This is a genomic window from Halofilum ochraceum, assembly GCF_001614315.2.
In the GTDB taxonomy this organism is placed as follows: domain Bacteria; phylum Pseudomonadota; class Gammaproteobacteria; order XJ16; family Halofilaceae; genus Halofilum; species Halofilum ochraceum.
The window spans coordinates 80,628-99,807 of sequence record NZ_LVEG02000008.1; the positions used below are offsets into that span (position 1 = coordinate 80,628).

At 66.2% G+C, this 19,180-nt stretch carries 19 protein-coding genes and 1 tRNA gene; 10 read left to right on the forward strand and 10 right to left on the reverse strand.

Annotated features, from left to right (window positions below; translation table 11 throughout):
• Positions 1–3: 3 nt before the first annotated feature.
• The 3 genes from aat to trxB form a co-directional block, all read right to left on the reverse strand.
• A complete protein-coding gene (gene aat, locus A0W70_RS09865) occupies positions 4–666 on the reverse strand; it encodes a leucyl/phenylalanyl-tRNA--protein transferase (protein ID WP_067562053.1) in 663 nt (220 codons plus the stop codon).
• Positions 667–732: 66 nt separating this feature from the next.
• A complete protein-coding gene (locus tag A0W70_RS09870; RefSeq protein WP_067562058.1) occupies positions 733–1,881 on the reverse strand; it encodes a GNAT family N-acetyltransferase in 1,149 nt (382 codons plus the stop codon).
• Positions 1,882–2,288: 407 nt separating this feature from the next.
• Positions 2,289–3,257 (reverse strand): thioredoxin-disulfide reductase, encoded by a 969-nt coding sequence (gene trxB, locus A0W70_RS09875; RefSeq protein ID WP_067562062.1) that lies wholly within the window; start codon positions 3,255–3,257, stop codon positions 2,289–2,291.
• A 127-nt stretch (positions 3,258–3,384) separates the two neighbouring features.
• On the opposite strand from trxB, the gene A0W70_RS09880 reads away from it, so the two are divergent.
• The 4 genes from A0W70_RS09880 (at position 3,385) to A0W70_RS09895 (ending at position 8,634) form a co-directional block, all read left to right on the forward strand.
• Positions 3,385–5,715: a DNA translocase FtsK gene (locus A0W70_RS09880; RefSeq protein WP_067562066.1), complete on the forward strand. Its 2,331-nt coding sequence runs from the start codon at positions 3,385–3,387 to the stop codon at positions 5,713–5,715.
• 330 nt (positions 5,716–6,045) lie between these two features.
• The gene (gene lolA, locus A0W70_RS09885; RefSeq protein WP_067562070.1) at positions 6,046–6,702 is read left to right on the forward strand and encodes an outer membrane lipoprotein periplasmic chaperone LolA; all 657 of its coding nucleotides are present in this window, start codon (positions 6,046–6,048) and stop codon (positions 6,700–6,702) included.
• A 1-nt stretch (position 6,703) separates the two neighbouring features.
• Complete coding sequence (locus A0W70_RS09890; RefSeq protein ID WP_083330927.1) at positions 6,704–8,071, forward strand: replication-associated recombination protein A; 1,368 nt, start codon at positions 6,704–6,706, stop codon at positions 8,069–8,071.
• 38 nt (positions 8,072–8,109) lie between these two features.
• Positions 8,110–8,634 carry a DinB family protein gene (locus A0W70_RS09895; RefSeq protein ID WP_067562074.1) on the forward strand — a complete coding sequence of 175 codons (525 nt, stop codon included), beginning with the start codon at positions 8,110–8,112 and terminating at the stop codon, positions 8,632–8,634.
• A gap of 26 nt (positions 8,635–8,660) precedes the next feature.
• Here the strand turns inward: A0W70_RS09895 and A0W70_RS09900 are convergent, their stop codons facing one another.
• Together A0W70_RS09900 and queG are read right to left on the reverse strand one after the other, a co-directional pair.
• Positions 8,661–9,581 (reverse strand): AEC family transporter, encoded by a 921-nt coding sequence (locus A0W70_RS09900; RefSeq protein WP_067562078.1) that lies wholly within the window; start codon positions 9,579–9,581, stop codon positions 8,661–8,663.
• Positions 9,582–9,602: 21 nt separating this feature from the next.
• Entirely contained in the window at positions 9,603–10,682 is a 1,080-nt protein-coding gene (queG, locus tag A0W70_RS09905) for a tRNA epoxyqueuosine(34) reductase QueG (protein WP_067562082.1), read from the reverse strand.
• A 262-nt stretch (positions 10,683–10,944) separates the two neighbouring features.
• Here queG and A0W70_RS09910 point away from each other — a divergent pair, with 262 nt between their 5' ends.
• A complete protein-coding gene (locus A0W70_RS09910) occupies positions 10,945–12,378 on the forward strand; it encodes a phospholipase D-like domain-containing protein (RefSeq protein WP_067562085.1) in 1,434 nt (477 codons plus the stop codon).
• Between the two features lie 35 nt (positions 12,379–12,413).
• Here the strand turns inward: A0W70_RS09910 and A0W70_RS09915 are convergent, their stop codons facing one another.
• Both A0W70_RS09915 and A0W70_RS09920 read right to left on the reverse strand, forming a co-directional pair.
• The gene (locus A0W70_RS09915; protein WP_067562088.1) at positions 12,414–13,493 is read right to left on the reverse strand and encodes a PA0069 family radical SAM protein; all 1,080 of its coding nucleotides are present in this window, start codon (positions 13,491–13,493) and stop codon (positions 12,414–12,416) included.
• A 67-nt stretch (positions 13,494–13,560) separates the two neighbouring features.
• A complete protein-coding gene (locus A0W70_RS09920) occupies positions 13,561–13,887 on the reverse strand; it encodes a hypothetical protein (RefSeq protein ID WP_067562093.1) in 327 nt (108 codons plus the stop codon).
• Positions 13,888–14,067: 180 nt separating this feature from the next.
• Here A0W70_RS09920 and A0W70_RS09925 point away from each other — a divergent pair, with 180 nt between their 5' ends.
• On the forward strand, positions 14,068–14,754 hold the full coding sequence (locus A0W70_RS09925) for a rhomboid family intramembrane serine protease (protein WP_067562096.1): 687 nt from the start codon (positions 14,068–14,070) through the stop codon (positions 14,752–14,754).
• Between the two features lie 33 nt (positions 14,755–14,787).
• Here A0W70_RS09925 and A0W70_RS09930 read toward each other — a convergent pair whose 3' ends face one another.
• Positions 14,788–15,294 carry a Slp family lipoprotein gene (locus A0W70_RS09930; protein WP_067562099.1) on the reverse strand — a complete coding sequence of 169 codons (507 nt, stop codon included), beginning with the start codon at positions 15,292–15,294 and terminating at the stop codon, positions 14,788–14,790.
• A gap of 164 nt (positions 15,295–15,458) precedes the next feature.
• On the opposite strand from A0W70_RS09930, the gene A0W70_RS09935 reads away from it, so the two are divergent.
• The 3 genes from A0W70_RS09935 (at position 15,459) to serS (ending at position 17,787) form a co-directional block, all read left to right on the forward strand.
• Positions 15,459–16,013 carry an NADPH-dependent FMN reductase gene (locus A0W70_RS09935; protein WP_067562102.1) on the forward strand — a complete coding sequence of 185 codons (555 nt, stop codon included), beginning with the start codon at positions 15,459–15,461 and terminating at the stop codon, positions 16,011–16,013.
• Between the two features lie 10 nt (positions 16,014–16,023).
• On the forward strand, positions 16,024–16,410 hold the full coding sequence (gene crcB / locus A0W70_RS09940; protein WP_075109862.1) for a fluoride efflux transporter CrcB: 387 nt from the start codon (positions 16,024–16,026) through the stop codon (positions 16,408–16,410).
• Positions 16,411–16,509: 99 nt separating this feature from the next.
• Positions 16,510–17,787 carry a serine--tRNA ligase gene (gene serS / locus A0W70_RS09945; protein WP_067562107.1) on the forward strand — a complete coding sequence of 426 codons (1,278 nt, stop codon included), beginning with the start codon at positions 16,510–16,512 and terminating at the stop codon, positions 17,785–17,787.
• A gap of 76 nt (positions 17,788–17,863) precedes the next feature.
• Here serS and A0W70_RS09950 read toward each other — a convergent pair whose 3' ends face one another.
• Both A0W70_RS09950 and A0W70_RS09955 read right to left on the reverse strand, forming a co-directional pair.
• On the reverse strand, positions 17,864–18,052 hold the full coding sequence (locus A0W70_RS09950) for a hypothetical protein (protein ID WP_067562111.1): 189 nt from the start codon (positions 18,050–18,052) through the stop codon (positions 17,864–17,866).
• A gap of 79 nt (positions 18,053–18,131) precedes the next feature.
• Positions 18,132–18,806, reverse strand: coding sequence for a Bax inhibitor-1/YccA family protein (locus tag A0W70_RS09955; protein ID WP_067562114.1), 675 nt, complete (start codon positions 18,804–18,806; stop codon positions 18,132–18,134).
• Between the two features lie 275 nt (positions 18,807–19,081).
• On the opposite strand from A0W70_RS09955, the gene A0W70_RS09960 reads away from it, so the two are divergent.
• A tRNA-Ser gene (locus tag A0W70_RS09960) sits at positions 19,082–19,171 on the forward strand.
• Positions 19,172–19,180: the final 9 nt, after the last annotated feature.

The window sequence follows — 19,180 nt, forward strand, 5'->3', positions numbered from 1 at the left end:
ACTTCAGGCGTCGGGGACACCGAGGCGCGCGATCAGCGTCCGGAAATGCGCGCGCGGTATCTCTTCGGCCCCCATGCGCTCGAGATGCGGATTGCTCAGCTGGCAGTCGATCAGCTCGACATCTTCGGCGGCCGCGGTGGCGGTCAACGCGACCTTGGAGGCATCCGTCGCGCGGCTGAACATCGATTCGCCGAAGAACACCCGGCCGAGGTGCACGCCATAGATGCCGCCGGCGAGCCGGCCGTCCCGCCAGCACTCGAACGAGGTCGCGTAACCGAGGCGGTGCAGTTCGATATAGGCGTCGATCATCGCCGGCACGATCCAGGTCCCGGGGCTGTCGGCGCGCGGCTCGGCACAGCCGCGTACGACCGCCTCGAAGGACCGATTCCGGGTGACGGTGAATACCTCCCGCCTGAGAGTCCGCCGCAGACGGCGCGAGACGTGCAGGCGGTCCGGGAAAATCACGCAACGGGGATCGGGTGACCACCAGAGAATCGGCTCGCCGTGACCGAACCACGGGAAAATCCCATGGCGATAGGCATCCAGCATCCGCCGTGGTCGCAGGCTGCCGCCAACGGCGAGCAGTCCGTTCGGCTCGCGCGCGGCGGTATCGACCGCGGGGAACGGGACGCTGTCATCGTCGTGCGGTAGCAGGGCTATGGGCATCGGTCACGGATCGTCTGCATGGCGGGGACAGGATGCCACCGTTGCGGCTCGGGTGGGATCGCGCGGTTAGCCCCCGTCGTCCCGATCACGGAAGGGAGAGCCGGATGCCAATTCGCGAAAGTGGGCGGCGAGTAGTTGCCGCTCCCGGTCCAGGTAGTCCGCGATCGCATCGCGGAATGCGGGTTCCGCGATCCAGTGCGCGGAGTGGGTCCAGGTCGGCAGGAAGCCGCGGGCGATCTTGTGCTCGCCCTGCGCGCCGGGTTCGAACCGCTGCAGGCCCTGTTCGATCGCGTACTCGATACCCTGGTAGTAGCAGAGTTCGAAGTGGAGGCTGTGGAAATCGGCATCGCAGCCCCAGTAGCGTCCGTAGAGGGTGTCGCCGCCCCGGAACAGGATGGCCGCGGCCACGGTCCGCCCGGCGATGCGGGCGAACACGACGATGATCCGATCGCCCATCGTTCGTCCCAGTTCGGCGAAGAAGTCGCGCGTCAGGACCGGGATGTTCCACTTCTTTTCGAAGGTCGCGGCATAGAAGTGATGGGCGAGGGTCCACTCCTCGGCGTCCATGTCCGATCCGTGGCGCCGGACGATCTCGATGCCCTGTTCCTGCACGCGGCGGCGCTCTCGGCGGGCTTTTTTCCGCTTGCGGCTGGTGAACGCCTCCAGGAAGGCATCGAAATCGGCATAGCCATCGTTGGTCCAGTGATACTGGATATCGTCGCGGATCAACAGGCCGTCCGCGCTCAGGGTCTCCAGGTCGTGCTCGACCGGGAACAGCCAGTGCAGACTGGAGACCCCGAGCTCCTCCGCCTGCTCGCGCACTGCCGCCGCGAGCGTGGCCGCGACCCGCTCGCGCTCCTGTCCCGGCGCGACCAGCAGCCGAGGCCCGGTGGCCGGCGTGTAGGGAGCGGCGGCGACGAGCTTGGGGTAGTAACGCAGTCCGTGGCGTTCATAGGCCTCGGCCCACGCGAAATCGAATACGAACTCGCCGAACGAATTGAGTTTGAGGAAAGTCGGCGCCGCTGCCAGGAGCGCACCTTCCGGGCCGTCGCGCAGCAGCAGGAAGTACGGAATCCAGCCATAGTCGCGCCCGATACAGCCATGACGCTGGAGCGCGCTCAGGAACTCGTGGCGCAGGAACGGGAACTCGCCGGCAAGCGCATTCCATTCGGCCGGTTCGACATCGTCGAAGCGTTTGAGGACTTCGAGCTGCATTGCCTGCGTCCTCCGCCGGCATCGGACCGACCGGGTAGCCTCTGGGTCTTCTGAGGCCGGTGGAACACCCGTCCCATGGTTCTCGCCAAGGCGCGGAGAGCGCCAAGAGGCGCAAAGGAAGGAAACAACCTGTAGGAGCGAGCTTGCTCGCGAACCGATTTCCACGCCCCGCGGGTTCAGCATGACCGCTGTGGGCGCAGATGCGATCGCGGTGGCGCGTAACGGTCAACCGCTTACGGATACCCGACCCGGAACGCCAGTTCACGGCGGTTCGCGGCCAAGGCCGCTCCTACAGTCAGTCTTCGCGTCCCTTGGCGCCCTTTGCGCCTTGGCGAGAACCCGGAACCGGAGCGTAGCCGAACCCCCGGGGATGGAATCTCGCAACCGCGCCCGGGGGATCTCTCGGATTAAGCCGCCTGGTCGCTCGCCTGTTCCTGCAGGTAACGCTCGGCATCCAGGGCTGCCATGCAGCCGGTGCCGGCCGAGGTGACCGCCTGGCGGTAGACATGGTCGGCGACGTCGCCGGCGGCAAAAACGCCCGGGACGCTGGTCGCGGTCGCATTGCCATGCAGCCCGCTCTGGACAATGATGTAGCCGCCCTTCATCTCAAGCTGGCCCTCGAACAGACCGGTGTTCGGGATATGGCCGATGCCGAGGAACATCCCGGTCACCGTCAGTTCCTTGTGTTCACCGGTCTGGCGGTTGATCAGACGCAGGCCCGTGACGCCCATCTGGTCGCCGAGGACTTCTTCGACCTCACTATTCCATTCGAAGCTCAGCCGGCCCTGGTTTTCGAGTTCGAACAGCTGGTCCTGCAGCACCGCCTCCGCGCGCAGCTTGTCGCGCCGGTGCACCACGGTCACGTGGCGGGCGAGGTTGGCCAGGTAGAGGGCCTCCTCGGCCGCCGTGTTGCCGCCGCCGACCACTGCCACATCCTGGTTGCGGTAGAAGAAACCGTCACAGGTCGCGCACGCCGAGACCCCGCGGCCGGCGAAGCGGCTCTCCGATTCGAGCCCGAGGTACTGCGCGGTGGCGCCGGTCGCGATCACCAGTGCGTCGCAGGTGTAGACGCCCGCATCGCCCTCGAGACGGAACGGGCGGACCGACAGATCGGCGCTGTGGATGTGGTCGTTGACGACCTCCGTGCCGAGCCGTTTCGCGTGCTCACCCATCCGCTCCATGAGCTCGGGGCCCTGCAGGTCGTTGTTGTCGCCCGGCCAGTTGTCGACCTCGGTCGTGGTCGTCAGCTGCCCACCCGGCTCCATGCCGGTGACGAGGACCGGTTCGAGGTTCGCGCGCGCCGCGTAGACCGCGGCGGTATAGCCCGCCGGGCCCGATCCGAGAATCAGTAGGCGGCAATGCCTGGTTTCGCTCATGTATAATCGTCCGTTCGAGAAGCCGGCCGGGCGTTCGCCCGCAAGCCGGCAATGTTACGAGACGGCCCCCACCCGGTAAAGCGCATACCGCGACGGGCGGGGGTCGACCGGCGACGGGGACTCCGGTTTGGCGCAGGCCAAAAAGCAACGCGGCAGCGACGGCCCGCCGGCGATCGTGCGCCATGTCCAGCGAGGACTCCGTGAGGGGGCGTTCTTCCTCCTGCTGGCGATCTCCGCCTATCTGCTGCTTTCCCTGCTGACTTTCAATACCGCGGACCCCGGCTGGTCGCATACCGGCACCGGTGGCCCCGTCCAGAACGCCGGCGGTCACGCCGGTGCCTGGTTCGCGGACATCTTTCTCTATCTGTTCGGCTATATCGCGTACCTGATCCCGGTCATGGTCGCCTGGGGCGGATGGATCGTGTACCGCGGCCGTGTGCCGGCGGACGAGGCCGGTGCGATCCGCTTCCACCTGCTGCGCTGGGCCGGCTTCCTGTTCACGCTGCTGGCCGCCTGCGGGCTGGCTTCACTGCACTTCGCGGCGGCACCGGGCACGCTCCCGATCGGGGCCGAGGCGGGCGGCGTCCTCGGCGGCGTGATCTCGATTCAGGGGATCCGGGTGCTCGGCCTGCTCGGCAGTACGCTGCTGCTGCTGGCGCTGCTGCTCGCGGCGGTAACGCTGTTCACCGGCATCTCCTGGTTCGGCGTGATGGACGCGCTCGGCCGGGGCGTGCTTTGGCTGGGTGCGTGGCTCCGGCGCGCCACGGCCGCGATCCGCGAACGCCTTCAGGCCCGGCGCGCGCGCCAGCAGCGCGAGCAGAAAGTGGCCCGCGAGACGCGCAAGACCGAATCGCGGCGTAAGAAGGCCCCGCGGATCGAGCCGGTCGTCGAGGCGCCGAAGGAGAGCAAGCGCGCCCAGAAAGAGAAACAGATTCAGCTGTTCGAGACGCCCTCGGATTCGCAGCTGCCGTCGCTCTCGCTGCTGGATTCGGCGAAGGATGAGAAAGGCGGTTATTCGAACGAATCGCTGGAGGCCATGTCTCGGCTGCTGGAGCACAAGCTCGATGACTTCAACATCACGGCCGAGGTGGTCGCCGTTCATCCCGGACCGGTCATTACCCGCTTTGAGCTGCAGCCGGCCGCCGGCATCAAGGTCAGCGCGATCACGAATCTCTCCAAGGACCTCGCGCGCTCGATGTCGGTGGTCAGCGTGCGCGTCGTCGAGGTCATTCCGGGCAAGTCCACGGTCGGTCTCGAAATCCCGAACGAACAGCGGCAGATGGTGCGGCTCTCCGAGGTCCTGCGCTCGCAGGAATACGATCAGTCCAAGTCGCCGCTGACGCTGGCGCTGGGGCAGGACATCAGCGGTCAGCCGGTGGTCGCCGATCTGCAGAAGATGCCGCATCTGCTGGTCGCGGGGACGACCGGTTCCGGCAAGTCGGTCGCCGTGAACGCCATGCTGCTGAGTCTGCTGTACAAGGCCCAGCCGAAGGACGTGCGCCTGATCCTGATCGACCCGAAGATGCTGGAACTGAATGCCTATGAAGGCATCCCGCATCTGCTCGCGCCGGTGGTGACGGACATGAAGGAGGCCGCCAACGCCCTGCGCTGGTGTGTCGCCGAGATGGAGCGGCGCTACAAACTGATGGCGTCACAGAACGTGCGCAACATCGCCGGGTTCAACCGCAAGGTGCAGGAGGCGATCGACGCCGGCGAGCCCATCAAGGATCCGTTCTACAAGCCCGAAGAGGCGGCCGATCCGGAGGCACCCGCACCGACGCTCGAGCCGCTGCCCTATATCGTTGTCGTGATCGATGAGTTCGCCGACATGATGATGGTGGTCGGCAAGAAGGTGGAGGAACTCATCGCGCGGATCGCCCAGAAGGCGCGCGCCGCCGGGATCCACCTGCTGCTGGCTACCCAGCGCCCGTCGGTCGATGTCATTACGGGCCTGATCAAGGCCAACATCCCGACCCGGATGGCCTTCCAGGTGTCCTCGCGGGTCGATTCGCGGACCATCCTCGATCAGCAGGGTGCCGAGCAGCTGCTCGGCAATGGCGACATGCTGTACGTACCGGCCGGGACCAGCTATCCGCAGCGCGTGCACGGCGCATTCGTCGATGATCACGAGGTGCATGCCGTGGTCGAGAGCCTGAAAAAGGCCGGACCGCCCACGTACGACGAATCCATTATCGAGGAGCAGTCCGGAGCGGGCAGCACGCTGCCTGGGGAATCCGGCGGCGATAACGGTGGCGAGTCGGATGCGCTGTACGATGAAGCAGTGGCGATCGTGACCGAGAGCCGCAAGGCATCGATCTCCTACGTCCAGCGCCGCCTCAAGATCGGCTACAACCGGGCCGCCCGCATCGTCGAGGAAATGGAAAGCGCCGGCGTCGTCTCCCCCGTCCAGTCCAACGGCGCCCGCGAGGTGGTTGCACCGCCACCGCCGAAGGAGTGAGGGCGATTAGAAAGGCAGTGAAAATCGTTTTCTCGCCAAGACGCCAGGTGCGCCAGGGAAAGTCAAAGGCAATCTCTCGCCAAGACGCGGAGCGCGCCAAGAAAGGCGATAATGAGTGTAAAACCCGGGCTGCAGAAAGGTTCACGTTGAGTGTCGAACGAAGAATCAGGGCATCACGCTGGGCCGATGAGTGACATACATCTGAATGCCCGGTCACGAACGCATTCTGCCTTTGACTTTCCTTGGCGCGCCTGGCGTCTTGGCGAGATACCGAATTTTCACCGGATCAATCGACCACATTCGATCCATTGCAAGGAGCCCTGATAACCAATGGGCATCAAGACGATACGTAAGAGCCTTCTGGGCATGCTTCTCGGTCTGTTGGCGGTGCCGGCGTCGGCCGGGGAGGCGCTGGAGCGGCTGAAGGACTTTACCCAGGGACTGGAGTCGTTCACGGCGGGGTTCGTGCAGACGCGCTACGACGAAGACCAGGAGCCGATCCGCGAGAGCAAAGGGCTGGCCTGGCTGAAGCGTCCCGGGCTGTTCCGGTGGGAGTATCGTGAGCCGTACCAGCAGATGATCGTCGCCGATGGCGAGCGCCTGTGGATCTATGATGTCGATCTGGAACAGGTGACGGTCAAGGAAACCGAGCGTGCGCTGGGTACGGCGCCGATCATGCTGCTCTCGGACTCGCAACCGCTGTCCGAGCAGTTCAACCTGACCGATCTCGGCAAGCGCGAGGGCCTTTACTGGGTGCGTCTGCGACCGAAGGTCGACGATACGGATTTCGATGAGATCTACCTGGGCTTCGATGACCGCTCGCTCAAGGTCATGGAGTTGCGCGACCGCTTCGATCAGGCGACCCAGATCCTGTTCAACAATGTCGAGCTCAACCCGGACGTATCGCCGGAGCGGTTTCGCTTCGAGCCCCCCGAGGGCGTCGACGTGATCGGGCCCGGCGCCGACGGGATCAACGGGGACGGCTGATATGGCCGGGGACCGCCAGGGCTCACTGCTGGATACCGGTCCGGGCGGTGAGGATCGCAAGGGCACGGCGGAAGGGCCCGATTACCGGCCGCTGGCCGATCGCATGCGCCCGCGCGCTCTCGATGAGTTCGCGGGCCAGCAGCACATCCTTGGTGCCGGCAGCCCGCTGCGCGAGGCGATCGAGCACGATCGGCTGCACTCGATGGTCTTCTGGGGGCCACCCGGCACGGGCAAGACCACGCTGGCCCGCATGATCGCCGCGCGCTGCGGCGCCGAGTTCATCGCCGTGTCCGCCGTCCTTTCCGGCGTCAAGGATATTCGGGCGGCCATCGATCGGGCCCGCGAGGTGCGCCAGTACGATGGCCGTCCGACCGTCCTTTTCGTCGACGAGGTGCACCGCTTCAACAAGGCGCAGCAGGATGCCTTCCTGCCGCACGTCGAGGACGGCACCGTCTTCTTCATCGGCGCGACCACCGAGAATCCGTCGTTCGAACTCAACAACGCGCTGCTCTCGCGCGTGCGCACCTACATCCTCAAGGCGCTGACGGCGGAGGATATCCGCGGCGTGATCGATCGTGCACTGGAGGACACCGAGCGTGGTCTCGCCGGCCGCGGTATCGCCATGGACGAGGACGAGCGCGATCGCCTGGCCGCGGCCGCCGACGGCGACGCCCGTCGGGCCCTGCTGCTGCTCGAGATCGCCGCGGATCTCGCGGAGGGCGAGGGCGACGGGCGGATCACCGACGACATCCTCGAACAGGTCTCACGCGAGAGCCTGCGACGGTTCGACAAGGGCGGGGACTATTTCTACGACCAGATCTCGGCCCTGCACAAGGCGATGCGCGGATCCAATCCGGATGCCTCGCTGTACTGGTTCTGCCGCATGGTCGACGGCGGCTGCGACCCGCTCTATATCTGCCGCCGCGTGGTCCGCTTCGCCTCCGAGGACATCGGCAACGCCGATCCGCGGGCGCTGCAGCTCGGCCTGCAGGCCTGGGATACCTATGAGCGCCTCGGTAGTCCGGAGGGCGATCTGACCATCGCCCAGGCCATCGTGTACATGGCCTGCGCCGCCAAGAGCAATGCGGTGTATACGGCCTTCAAGGCCGCCACGCGCGACGCCAAATCGACCGGCTCGGCCGAGGTCCCCATGCATCTGCGCAATGCCCCGACGGCGCTGATGAAGGAACACGGCTGGAGTGAGGGCTACCGCTACGCCCACGACGAACCGGACGGTTTCGCTGCCGGTGCGACGTACTTCCCCGACGCGATGGGGGAAACGGTCTATTACGAGCCGGTCGAGCGCGGCCTCGAGGCGCGCATCGCGGAGCGCCTGCGCGACCTGAGGGCACGGAATCGGGAGGCCTGAAACCGTAATCCATGTGCCGGCAGGGGGATGCAATCGCTATGAGTACGCCGCAGCAGTACGAACTCATGGCCCGCTACAATGCGTGGATGAACGGCAAGCTGTACGCGGTCTGCGCGGAGATGTCCGACGCGGAGCGTCGACGCGATCTCGGTGCCTTCTTCCGGTCCGTGCATGGCACGCTCAACCACCTCCTGTTCGGCGATCGTGCCTGGCTGGGCCGGTTCACCGGTGAGCGATTCGACCTCAAACCGATCGGCGAGGATCTGTTCGAGGATTTCTCGGAGCTGCGCCGCGAACGCGAGGCCATGGACGATCGCATTCTCTGCTGGGCCCGGGGACTCGATCCCGAATGGCTCGCGGCGGACTTCGAATACACCAGCGGGATCGACCGGATTACCCGCGTGGTGCCCGCCTGGATCCTCGTGACCCATATGTTCAATCACCAGACGCATCACCGGGGTCAGCTGACGACCCTGATCAAGCAGCTCGGCTACGAGCCGGGCGTTACCGATATCCCGTGGATGCCGGGCGTTGCCCGCGGGGATCCGCCTGCCGCGGATTGACCACCGGTCGCAATTACGCCTGGCGTTTACGTTCCGGTGAGCAGGTAGAGCCAGACGGGCAGGGTGGCGAGCGACAAGGCGGTCGAGATCGTGACGATCAGCGAGTAGTAGCGCGACTCGAGTCCGTAGCGATCGCAGAGCACGATGCCGAGGACCATGCTCGGCATCGCCGCCTCCAGGATCGCCCCCGTGCGGTAGTCGCCGGTCAGGCCGATGGCGTCGGTCAACAGCAGGGCGATCAGGGGCTGAATGGCCAGCTGGATGGCCAGCACGGGCACGATCGCCCACGCCGTACCCCGGTCCAGGGCCTGCCAGGACAGGCTCATGCCCAGCGCCAGCAGCATCAGCGGCACGACCCCGGCACCGAGCGTGTCCAGCAACCCTGCGAGGGCCTCCGGCAGCGCGATCCCCAGCGCGTTCAGCGTGACGCCGGCGACCGCCGCCCAGAACGGCGGGACGCGGGCCAGCCGCAGCCAGGCCGGGACCGAGTCGCCGCCCGAGCCGTAGCGCTGGGCCATGACGACGCCGAAGGTCAGCAGGATCGGGGTGCAGGCGAAGTAGTCGAACTGGATCGCGATGCCGGCGCCGATCGGACCGAGCGCGGCGTCGAGTGCCGGCAGGCCCATGTAGGTGGCGTTCGGGAAGGCGGCGGCAAGAAGCAGGGCGCCGGTGCGCGCGGGGGTCAGTTGCAGGCGGTGGGCGGCGAGCAGGCCCAGTGCCCATCCGGCGATCACCACGACGACGCCGGTCAGTGCGATCCGGACCGAGTCGAGCCCCAGCGGCGCCGACCAAAGGATCTGCAGTACCAGCGCCGGCAGCAGCAGGTAATAGACAAGTGTGGCGATGGCCGCGCGCAGCGTATCACCGTCGAGGCCGCCGGGTCGGACGATCCGCCAGGCGACGCCGAGGGCGATCAGCGCGGCCATGCGCAGCAGGACGTCGAACATGGGTGTCACCGGCGCCGCCGGTCAGGCCGCGTGGTGCCGCCGAAGCGCCCACTCGACGTGTTCCCGAACGATCGGATCCGGGTGGTCCTGACGGGTGCGCAGTGCATCGACGATGCGCTCGGACGTTGGCGCATTGCCGAGCGCGACCGCGACGTTGCGCAGCCACAGCGCGTGCCCGAGACGGCGCACGGGCGAGCCCTCGAAACGCCGCAGGAATTCTTCCTCGGACCAGGAAAACAGCCATACGGGGTCCGGTGAATCGAGGCCGTTGCGGGCCCGGAAATCCTGTTCAGCGGCGTCGGTTGCGTAACGGTTCCAGGGGCAGACCAGCTGGCAGTCATCGCAGCCGTAGACCCGATTACCCATCAGCGGCCGCAGGGATTCCGGAATCGAGCCGGGATTCTCGATCGTCTGATAGGAGATGCACAGACGCGCATCGAGCTGGTACGGCGCGGTGATCGCACCGGTCGGGCAGGCGTTGATGCAGGCGCGACAGCCGCCGCACACATCTTCCCGCGCCGGCTCGTCCACTGGCAGTGGCAGATCGGTGTACAGCTCGCCCAGGAAGAAATACGAGCCGCGTTCCGGATCGATCGCACAGGTGTGCTTGCCCTGCGTAGCCAGGCCGGCCTTTTGCGCCAGCGGTTTCTCCATGACCGGGGCACTGTCGACGAACGCGCGATAGCCGAACGGACCGACCTCGTCTTCGATCCGCCGCGCCAGCTTCTGCAGGCGGTTGCGCATGAGCTTGTGGTAATCGCGGCCGAGCGCGTAACGCGATATGTAGGCCTTGTCCGGATCCTTCAGCGTGCCCTTTGCGGACTCGCTGTCCGGCGGCCAGTAGTCCATCGATACGCTCAGTACCCGTATGGTGCCCGGCACCAGTTCCGCGGGCCGGGTCCGTTTCGTCCCATGGCGCTCCATCCAGTCCATGGCGCCATGCCGGCCTTCTTCGAGCCATGCCCGCAGACGCGGCTCGATCGCCGACAGGTCGACGTCGGTGACGCCAAAGCCACCGAAGCCGAGTTCGCGCGCCCAGCCGGCGATGCGCGCACGCAGATCCGACCAGTCACCCGGGGTGGGCTGCGTTGCATTGGTCATCGCGGCATGTCTCCGGCGCACTCGGGCACTGTGCTCGACTCCGTTGCGGTGGACCGCAACCCTGGCGGGCAATGGCCCACCAGCGTATCAATATCCGGGCGGATCCGTGGATGCCGAAGAGGATACCGACAAACGGGCCGACGGGCGTTCCAGGTGTTCATCACTTGCGGCTGCACGCCGCCGGAATCGCGCCAGCGACATGGATCATTGGCCTGAACGTCCGGCTTGCGTAGGGTACAGGCCGACGCGACGGAGACCCGGGATGCTCGCCACGCTGATTGTACTGCTCCATGCGACCCTCGCGGTCCTCGGCGCCGGGCACGCGCTGGTGTTCAAGCGCGATTCGCGGTCGGCCCTGGGCTGGATCGGCATGTGCGTGGTGTTCCCCGTGGCCGGGCCCGTGCTGTATTTCCTGTTCGGCGTGAACCGCGTCCACACGCGTGCCCAGCGGATGATCCGCGACGCGCCCTTCCGGCTCGGTGTCGGCTATGAACGCGGCGAATACGGCTCGCGTCGCTCGGTCGTCGCCACCGACAGCGTGGCGCCGAAGTGGCGTGTTCTGGCACGGGTCTCCGGGGCGCTCACGCGACGCCCGCTGGTGAACGGCAATCGGGTCGAGCCGCTGCATAATGGCGAGGCCGCCTATCCGGCGATGCTCGAGGCCATCGATCAGGCGCGCGAGCGCGTATTCCTCTCCACGTATATCTTCGAGACGAACGCGAGCGGGCGCTGGTTTATCGACGCGCTGGCCAACGCCGAAAGACGCGGCGTCGATGTACGGGTGCTGATTGACGGCGTGGGCGAACTGTACGCGCTGCCCTGGGCGGGGCAGCTGCTGCGCGAGCGCGGGGTGCGTACCGAACGCTTCATGCGCCCAAGCCTCTGGCCGCCACGGCTCGATATCAATCTGCGCAACCACCGCAAGATCCTGGTGGTGGATGGCGAGACCGCGTTCATTGGCGGCATGAATATCGGCGATCGACACCTGCTCGGCGCCGGTGCGACGCGTAATCCCGTCATCGATCTGCATTTCCGCCTCGGTGGGCCCGTGGTCAACCAGATCGAGACGGTGTTCGCGGAAGATTGGCGGTTCGTGACCGGGGAAGTCCTGGAGCCCACGCCCATGGATGGCAGGGAGCCGGAGGGGCCCTCGGTATGCCGCGCATTTACCGATGGACCCAACGAGGATCTCGATACCATGGCGCTGGTCCTCAATGGCGCCGTGAGCAGCGCGACGGACCGTGTGGACATCATGACGCCGTATTTCATTCCCCCGCCGGCGCTGATCGCCGCCATGCAGACGGCCGCCCTGCGCGGCGTCCATGTGCGCGTCCTCCTGCCCGCCCGCAGCAATCTGCGCTTCGTCGACTGGGCCACGCGCAACATGCTCGGCGAGCTGCTGGCGTTCGGGGTGGATATCCGTTATCAGCCGGCCCCGTTCGTGCACTCGAAGCTGTTCGTGATCGACCGGCACTACGCGATCATCGGATCCGCGAATATCGATCCGCGCAGCCTGCGTCTCAACTTCGAGCTCGCCACGGAAATATTCTGCGATGCCACGGCGGGGCTGCTGGCCGATCATTGCGACCGGGTGGCCGCGCGTTCGACGGCCGTTCTGCAGTCGGAAGTGGATGAGCGGCCACTGGCGACGCGGGTACGCGATTCCGCCTGCTGGCTGTTTTCACCCTATCTCTGAGCGTCGTGGCAGCCGGTGCCCGGCGTTCGCCGTAATCAGAACAGTTCCGTCTGGTCACCCGGCCGCGGCGGCCGCCGGAAGTCTTCCGAGGACAGGTTGATACGCCGCGAGGGGTCGATACCGGCGCGTCGGCAGGCGACCCCGAAACGGCGCCGGAGCAGATCCGCCCAGGCACCGCTCCCGCGCATGCGGTGCCCGAACGATGCGTCGTAGCAATTGCCGCCGTGCGCATCACGCAGGTGATTCAGGATCCGATCCGCGCGATCGGGGTAATGGGCACGCAGCCACTCGGTGAACAGCGGCTCCACTTCATGCGGGAGACGTAACAGGACGTAGCCGGCGGAACGGACGCCGGCGTCGGCCGCGGCCTGCAGCAGATGCTCCAGCTCATGATCGGTGAGTGCCGGGATCACCGGTGCGATCAGGGTCCCGACCGGAATGCCCGCGTCACTGAGGCGTTCGATCGTACGCAGTCGGCGCGCCGGTGCCGCGGCGCGGGGTTCCAGCAGGCGCTTCAGTCCGGCATCCATGCTGGTCAGACTGACCATGACCGAGACGGCATTGCAGCGGGCGAGTTCCTGCAGGACATCGAGGTCGCGCTCGACCAGTGAGCCTTTGGTGATGATGCTGACGGGATGCCGGTACTCTGCGAGCACTTCGAGCAGTCCGCGCGTGACCCGGTATGAGCGCTCGATCGGCTGGTACGGATCGGTATTCGCGCCCAGTGTGATCGGCGCCGGCTCATAGGTCGGGGAGCGGATCTCCTCCTCGAGAAGGCGTGCGGCGTCTTGTTTGTAGAACAGTTGCGTCTCGAAGTCCTGGCCTGGTGACAGGCCGTACCAGGCGTGGCTCGGCCGGGCGAAGCAGTAGATGCAGCCGTGTTCGCAGCCACGATACGGATTGATCGACCGGTCGAACGGGACGTCGGGGGATTCGTTCCAGGCGATGACGCTACGTGCCCGGTCCACGCCGACCGTGGTCTCGAGAGCGGGAACGGGCTCATCGAGATTGCCCCAGCCGTCGTCGATCGACTCGGTGACCACGGACTCGAATCGTCCGGCGGGCGCGGAGAGGGCGCCACGGCCTTTCTGCCAGGTGCGTTTGGACGTGTCCATACGATAACTGTACAAAAATACAGTTATTCATGCCAGTGCCGCTGTGCACCGGCGCGCTCCCGAGGGCTCAGTACATATTGGCGGCGAGTCGTGCCGGCGCCTTGCCAACGACCTCCGGCATGGCCACCAGCGTGGCTGTACCGCCCAGCGCGCCGAGTGCCATCGCCAGCAGGATCGGTGCGATCGGTCCTCGCGGCGCACGCCAGCACGCGAAGCCGGCAATGACGGCGAGCACCACGGTCGCGATCACGGGGGACTGGAGCGCCACGAGACGGTCCCAGGTGGGCCGTTCCGCGAGCCCGAGCGCATCGGCCTCGAACGGGATGATGGTCGCGGCCAGCGTCAGCAGGGCGAGGCCCGACGCAAGCAGGGGGAGAGCGACGCGACGGCTCATTTTTCAGGAAATCCCGTGTGTCGTGGATGCGTGAAGCGAAGACCGGCGAGGACCGCCAGGGAGCGCTAATTATGGTTCTTCACGGCTCGTTTACAAGGGGGAATGTGCTTTTTTCGGGCCTTCGCGAGCCCAGCGTTTTCACGCATACTTTGCGCGCCGCCCGTGCCCCGCGGATGACCGATGATCCCGCTCAAAGACGACAATCCGACCCGTATCACGCCCGTGGTGAGCATTGCGATCCTGGTCGCCTGCGTGGCGGTTTTCCTGTGGCAGTTCAGCCTCGGTCCCGAGGCGGGCCAGCGCGTGATCTACAGCTTCGGCATGATCCCGGCGGTGCTCAGCGGCCAGGCCTCGCTGCCGCCGGGGATGGCCGTGGTGCCGCCGGCGGCCACGGTGCTGACCTCCATGTTCATGCATGGTGGCTGGATGCATCTCATCGGCAACATGCTGTATCTGTGGATCTTCGCGGACAACGTCGAGGATGCGATGGGACACAGCCGGTTCGTGGTGTTCTACATCGTCTGCGGGATCGCCGCCGCCATGGCCCAGCTCGCGCTGGATCCGGCGTCGGAAATCCCCATGGTGGGCGCGTCCGGTGCGATCTCCGGCGTGCTCGGCGCCTATCTGCTGCTGCATCCCAAAGCGAAGGTGCTGGTCGTGATCCCGCTGGGTTTCCTGACGCAGATCGTGCATCTGCCCGCGTTGATCGTGCTCGCGCTCTGGTTCGGGCTGCAGCTGTTCCAGCAGATGATGGCCGGCACCGGTGGCGGCGGCGGCGTCGCGTTCATGGCGCACATCGGCGGATTCGTAGCGGGGATGGTTCTGATCCCGTTCTTCCGGTGGCGGCAGGTCCCCCTGTTCCGCTGACACACGCGCGCCCGTGCGATCAGCATTTTGGGGTCACGGGTAGGGGTAATACCGCCAGTACGGGTCGTACCACCAGCGCGGCGGGGGCAGCGGGCTCGGATCGACCACCCGCCGTTCCGGCCAGATGTGTGCGGCGTCGAGCCCCAGGACAGGGTAGCGGTAGTCGTATTCTCCGATCGCCCGGGTCTCGAAGCCGCTTATTTCGCCGACTACCGTTATATCGGATTCGGCCGGATAAGAGGCCGGGTCGGCGAATCCTTCCCGGCAGGCCAGGAACCGGCGGCCCGGGCGCGTGCTGCTCTCGACCGGGCGGGCGACATCATCCAGTTCACGGGCGAGGATCTCGAAGCAGGTCCGGTCGCGCTGTGGCTGGACCTCCAGCAGGCGCCCGCCCCAGCGCACGGCGGTGCCGATATCCTCCTCGGTGGCCTCCGCCGGCTCGGGCCCCGTGTAGCCGCCACGGAGTTGCTCCGGCGTGCTGGCGCAGCCGGACAGGGCGGCGCCCAGAACAAGCGCGGTGATGGCGCGGAGTCGTTGCATCGTGGGGTCCGGGTGCAGTCGCCGGGGTGGCGGTACAATGGGTTTATCAGGCTCTCGAACATCTGACAAGACCAGAGCCCGTGCGTTCACTGTCCCCGTGTTTTCCCGGAGTGTCTCCACGGTCAGTTATAATCCCGTGGCCCATTCGCCGATCGGGATTTCCAATGACGCAGCTCGTCGCGCTTTCCGGCAGTCTTCGCCGCGAATCCTTCAACACGGCGCTGGCCAACGCGTTCGCCGAACTCGCGCCAGCCGGAGTATCCGTCGAGGTATTCACGCCGGCCGGGGTGCCCCTGTATGACGCCGATCTCGAGGCCGCGGAGGGTCTCCCCGAGGCGGTCGAGGTCCTCAAGGAGCGGATCATGTCCGCCGACGGCATGATCCTGGTGACGCCCGAATACAACCAGGGCGTGCCCGGTGTGCTCAAGAATACCGTCGACTGGCTATCGCGGCCGCCGGCGGACATCAAACGCGTGTTCGGCGACCGCCCGCTGGCCCTGTGCGGCGCCTCCGCGGGGCGGGGCGGTTCGCGTGCCGCCCAGTACGCGTGGTTGCCGACCCTGCGGGCGCTGGGCGTCCGCCTCTGGAATGGCGGTCAACTCTATCTCCCCGCGGCGGGGGAGTTGATGGGGGACGACGGGCGCCTTGTGGACAATGACATGCGCGAGCGTGTGGAGGGTTTCGTGAGGGGCTTCGCCGAATTCTCCGGACACGGTTGAGCGCAGGAACGTGCAGACCTGGATCGCGATCGCGTTGGGTGGTGCGGCCGGTGCCGTTTCGCGTTGGCTGATGGCGACCGGGGTGCAGCGCTGGCTGGGGCGCGATTTCCAGTTCCCCTGGGGGACGCTGAGCGTCAATGTGCTGGGCTCGTTCGCGATGGGGTTGCTGGTGCTGCTTTTCGTCGAGCGTTTCGATCCGGGACCGGCCCTGCGATTGGGTCTCCTGGTCGGGTTCCTCGGTGCGTTCACCACCTTCTCGACCTTCGCCGTCGAGACCGTGAACCTGGTCCAGAATGACGCACCGCTGCGCGCGTCCGTATACGTGCTTGCAAGCGTCGGCGCCTGTGTAACCGCCGCGCTCGCGGGTATGCTGATCGGGCGGCAGATCATCACCTGAGGATGGTCTTCTGAAAAAGCCTCGTCTGATAATCATTGTCACGAACGCGCCTCGGCCAGGGTGGCCGAAATCAATCATCGCTGGAGGATGGAGTCCGATATGCTCGACCCGAAACGCCTGCGCAACGACCTGGAGAATATCGCCGCGCAGCTGGCCCGGCGGGGCTTTGAACTGGACACCGCGCGTTTCTCCCGTCTCGAGGAGCGGCGCAAGGTCCTGCAGACGCACACACAGGAACTCCAGTCGCAGCGCAACGAACGCTCCAAAGCGATCGGTCAGGCCAAGGCGCGGGGCGAGGACATCGAACCCCTCAAGGCCGAGGTCGCCGATCTCGGCGATCAGCTGAAAGCCGCCGAGACCGAATTCGACAGCGTTCAGGCGGAACTCGACGAGCTGTTGATGGGGGTGCCGAACGTCCCCGAGGCGAGTGTTCCCCAGGGCGAGGACGACGAGGACAACGAAGAGATCCGCCGCTGGGGCCAGCAGCCCGAATTCGATTTCACCCCGCGCGACCACGTCGATCTCGGGGCGCCGCACGGGTGGATGGATTTCGAGGCCGCGACCCGGGTCGCCGGCTCGCGTTTTGTCGTCATGCGGGGGGCCATGGCACGGCTGCACCGGGCGTTGATCCAGTTCATGCTCGATATCCAGACCCGTGAGCACGGCTACCGTGAGGTCTACGTGCCGTACATGGTGAACGCCGACAGCGCGCGGGGAACGGGCCAACTGCCCAAGTTCGAGGATGACCTGTTCGCGACCGCGACGGACCCGCGGTTCTACCTCGTGCCCACGGCGGAAGTGCCGGTAACGAATCTCGCCCGCGAGCAGATCATCGAGGCGGCCGACATGCCGTTGAAATATACCGCCCACACCCCGTGTTTCCGCTCCGAGGCGGGGAGCTACGGCAAGGACACGCGCGGTCTCATCCGTCAGCACCAGTTCGAGAAGGTGGAACTGGTGCAGCTGGTGGCGCCCGGGGAGTCCTGGGATGCGCTGGAGGCGCTGACGGGCCACGCGGAGACGATTCTGCAGCGACTGGAGTTGCCCTACCGGGTCGTGACGCTCTGCACCGGGGATCTCGGTTTCTCGGCCGCCAAGACCTATGACCTCGAGGTCTGGCTGCCGGGGCAGCAGAAATACCGGGAAATCTCGTCCTGCTCGAATTTCCTCGATTTCCAGGCCCGCCGCATGGGCGCGCGGTGGCGCAACCCCGAGACGAAAAAGCCCGAGTACCTGCACACGCTCAATGGGTCCGGGCTCGCGGTGGGCCGGGCGCTGGTCGCCGTGGTCGAAAACGGGCAGCAGGCCGATGGCTCGATCCGGATACCGGCCGCGCTGCAGCCCTATATCGGTGGCATGGAAGTACTTACGGAGTGAGCAGGTAGCGTCGGTGCACGCCCGGGGCCGGGGCGGTAATGCCGGCCCACGATTCAGGCCCCGGTGGCATGCCCCATCAGGACTGCGCCAGCCAGATCAGCAGCAGCACGAACAGCACCACGCCGCCGATCGGCAACAGGGCGCCGAGCCAGTCGCTGGCCGAGCCTTTCGGGCTGTTCTTGACCGCCTCGCCGGCCTTGGGGCCGAAGTAGAACAGGGCGACCAGTGCCATGGCGCCCAGAGCGATCTGCATCCACAGGGTCATATCGGATTCCCGGAAAAAGCGAGCCCCGCACTGGGCGGGGCTCGGTACTGCGGTTACCGCCTCTGAATCGGCTTGCCGATCAGCGCTCGCCGGCGAAAGCCGCCAGCAGCTGCAGCAGGCTGAGGAAGAGGTTGTAGATGGCGATGTAGAGCGTCACGGTCGCCATGATGTAGTTCGTCTCGCCGCCATGGATGATCGCGCTGGTCTGGTACAGGATCATCCCCGACATCAGGAGGATGAACATCGCCGAGACCACCAGCGACAGCGTCGACAACCCGAAGATCGCCGCGCCGATGCCGGCGAGGAACGCGACCAGAATGCCGACGAACAGGAACCCGCCGAGGAAGCTGAAATCACGCTTCGAGACGAGCGCGTAGGCTGACAGACCGAGGAAAATGATCCCCGTCCCGCCAAGCGCGGTCATCACGAGCTGGCCACCGTTCGACAGGGCGGCAAGGTAGTAGCTGAGCACGGGCCCCAGCCCGAAGCCGAGCAGGCCGGTCACGCCGAAGACGACGCCGATGCCCGCCGCCGAATTCGCGAACCTGGGGAGCACGAACCACAGCAGGCCGAGACTCGCCAGCGTGCAGATGAGCCCGGCACCCTGGCCCACGTTCAGGGCCATCGCCAGGCCCGCCGTCATGGCGCTGAACAGCAGCGTCATCGACAGCAGCATGTACGTGTTGCGCAGTACCCGGTTGGTGGAAAGTACACCCGCTTCGGTACGGCCGTGCAGGACACGATCCTGATTCATTTCACTCCTCCAATGGACACGGAGATCGCTCCCACGAGGCGCAATCGCCCCGCACGATCCCTTCTGACCCCGCTATTTCGACAGGTAGTGACGCGGACGTCAACTTACAAGTGGTTTAGCCGGGAAACGCCCGTGAGGGCGAGCCATGGCGTGCTTCGAAGGTCCATTTTCGCCGAGGCACCCCAATGCGCTAGTATTCGCGCCCGGTAGGCGGACGGTTGCATGCGGCAGGTGTGCGGACACACCGCTCGCGGCCGGCCGGAGCCCACCAGACCGGAGGGGTGGCAGAGTGGTCGATTGCAGCGGTCTTGAAAACCGCCGAAGGTTTACGCCTTCCGTGGGTTCGAATCCCACCCCCTCCGCCATATAAACAA

Coding starts and splice junctions, on each gene's coding strand:
- A0W70_RS09900 (WP_067562078.1), bottom strand. CDS start 9,581: ATGTTCGACGTCCTGCTGCGCATGGCCGCGCTGATCGCCCTCGGCGTC.
- trxB (WP_067562062.1), bottom strand. CDS start 3,257: ATGAGCGAAACCAGGCATTGCCGCCTACTGATTCTCGGATCGGGCCCG.
- A0W70_RS09935 (WP_067562102.1), top strand. CDS start 15,459: ATGACGCAGCTCGTCGCGCTTTCCGGCAGTCTTCGCCGCGAATCCTTC.
- A0W70_RS09895 (WP_067562074.1), top strand. CDS start 8,110: ATGAGTACGCCGCAGCAGTACGAACTCATGGCCCGCTACAATGCGTGG.
- aat (WP_067562053.1), bottom strand. CDS start 666: ATGCCCATAGCCCTGCTACCGCACGACGATGACAGCGTCCCGTTCCCC.
- serS (WP_067562107.1), top strand. CDS start 16,510: ATGCTCGACCCGAAACGCCTGCGCAACGACCTGGAGAATATCGCCGCG.
- A0W70_RS09950 (WP_067562111.1), bottom strand. CDS start 18,052: ATGACCCTGTGGATGCAGATCGCTCTGGGCGCCATGGCACTGGTCGCC.
- A0W70_RS09890 (WP_083330927.1), top strand. CDS start 6,704: ATGGCCGGGGACCGCCAGGGCTCACTGCTGGATACCGGTCCGGGCGGT.
- A0W70_RS09915 (WP_067562088.1), bottom strand. CDS start 13,493: ATGGACACGTCCAAACGCACCTGGCAGAAAGGCCGTGGCGCCCTCTCC.
- A0W70_RS09920 (WP_067562093.1), bottom strand. CDS start 13,887: ATGAGCCGTCGCGTCGCTCTCCCCCTGCTTGCGTCGGGCCTCGCCCTG.
- A0W70_RS09910 (WP_067562085.1), top strand. CDS start 10,945: ATGCTCGCCACGCTGATTGTACTGCTCCATGCGACCCTCGCGGTCCTC.
- A0W70_RS09870 (WP_067562058.1), bottom strand. CDS start 1,881: ATGCAGCTCGAAGTCCTCAAACGCTTCGACGATGTCGAACCGGCCGAA.
- A0W70_RS09925 (WP_067562096.1), top strand. CDS start 14,068: ATGATCCCGCTCAAAGACGACAATCCGACCCGTATCACGCCCGTGGTG.
- lolA (WP_067562070.1), top strand. CDS start 6,046: ATGGGCATCAAGACGATACGTAAGAGCCTTCTGGGCATGCTTCTCGGT.
- A0W70_RS09930 (WP_067562099.1), bottom strand. CDS start 15,294: ATGCAACGACTCCGCGCCATCACCGCGCTTGTTCTGGGCGCCGCCCTG.
- queG (WP_067562082.1), bottom strand. CDS start 10,682: ATGACCAATGCAACGCAGCCCACCCCGGGTGACTGGTCGGATCTGCGT.
- A0W70_RS09955 (WP_067562114.1), bottom strand. CDS start 18,806: ATGAATCAGGATCGTGTCCTGCACGGCCGTACCGAAGCGGGTGTACTT.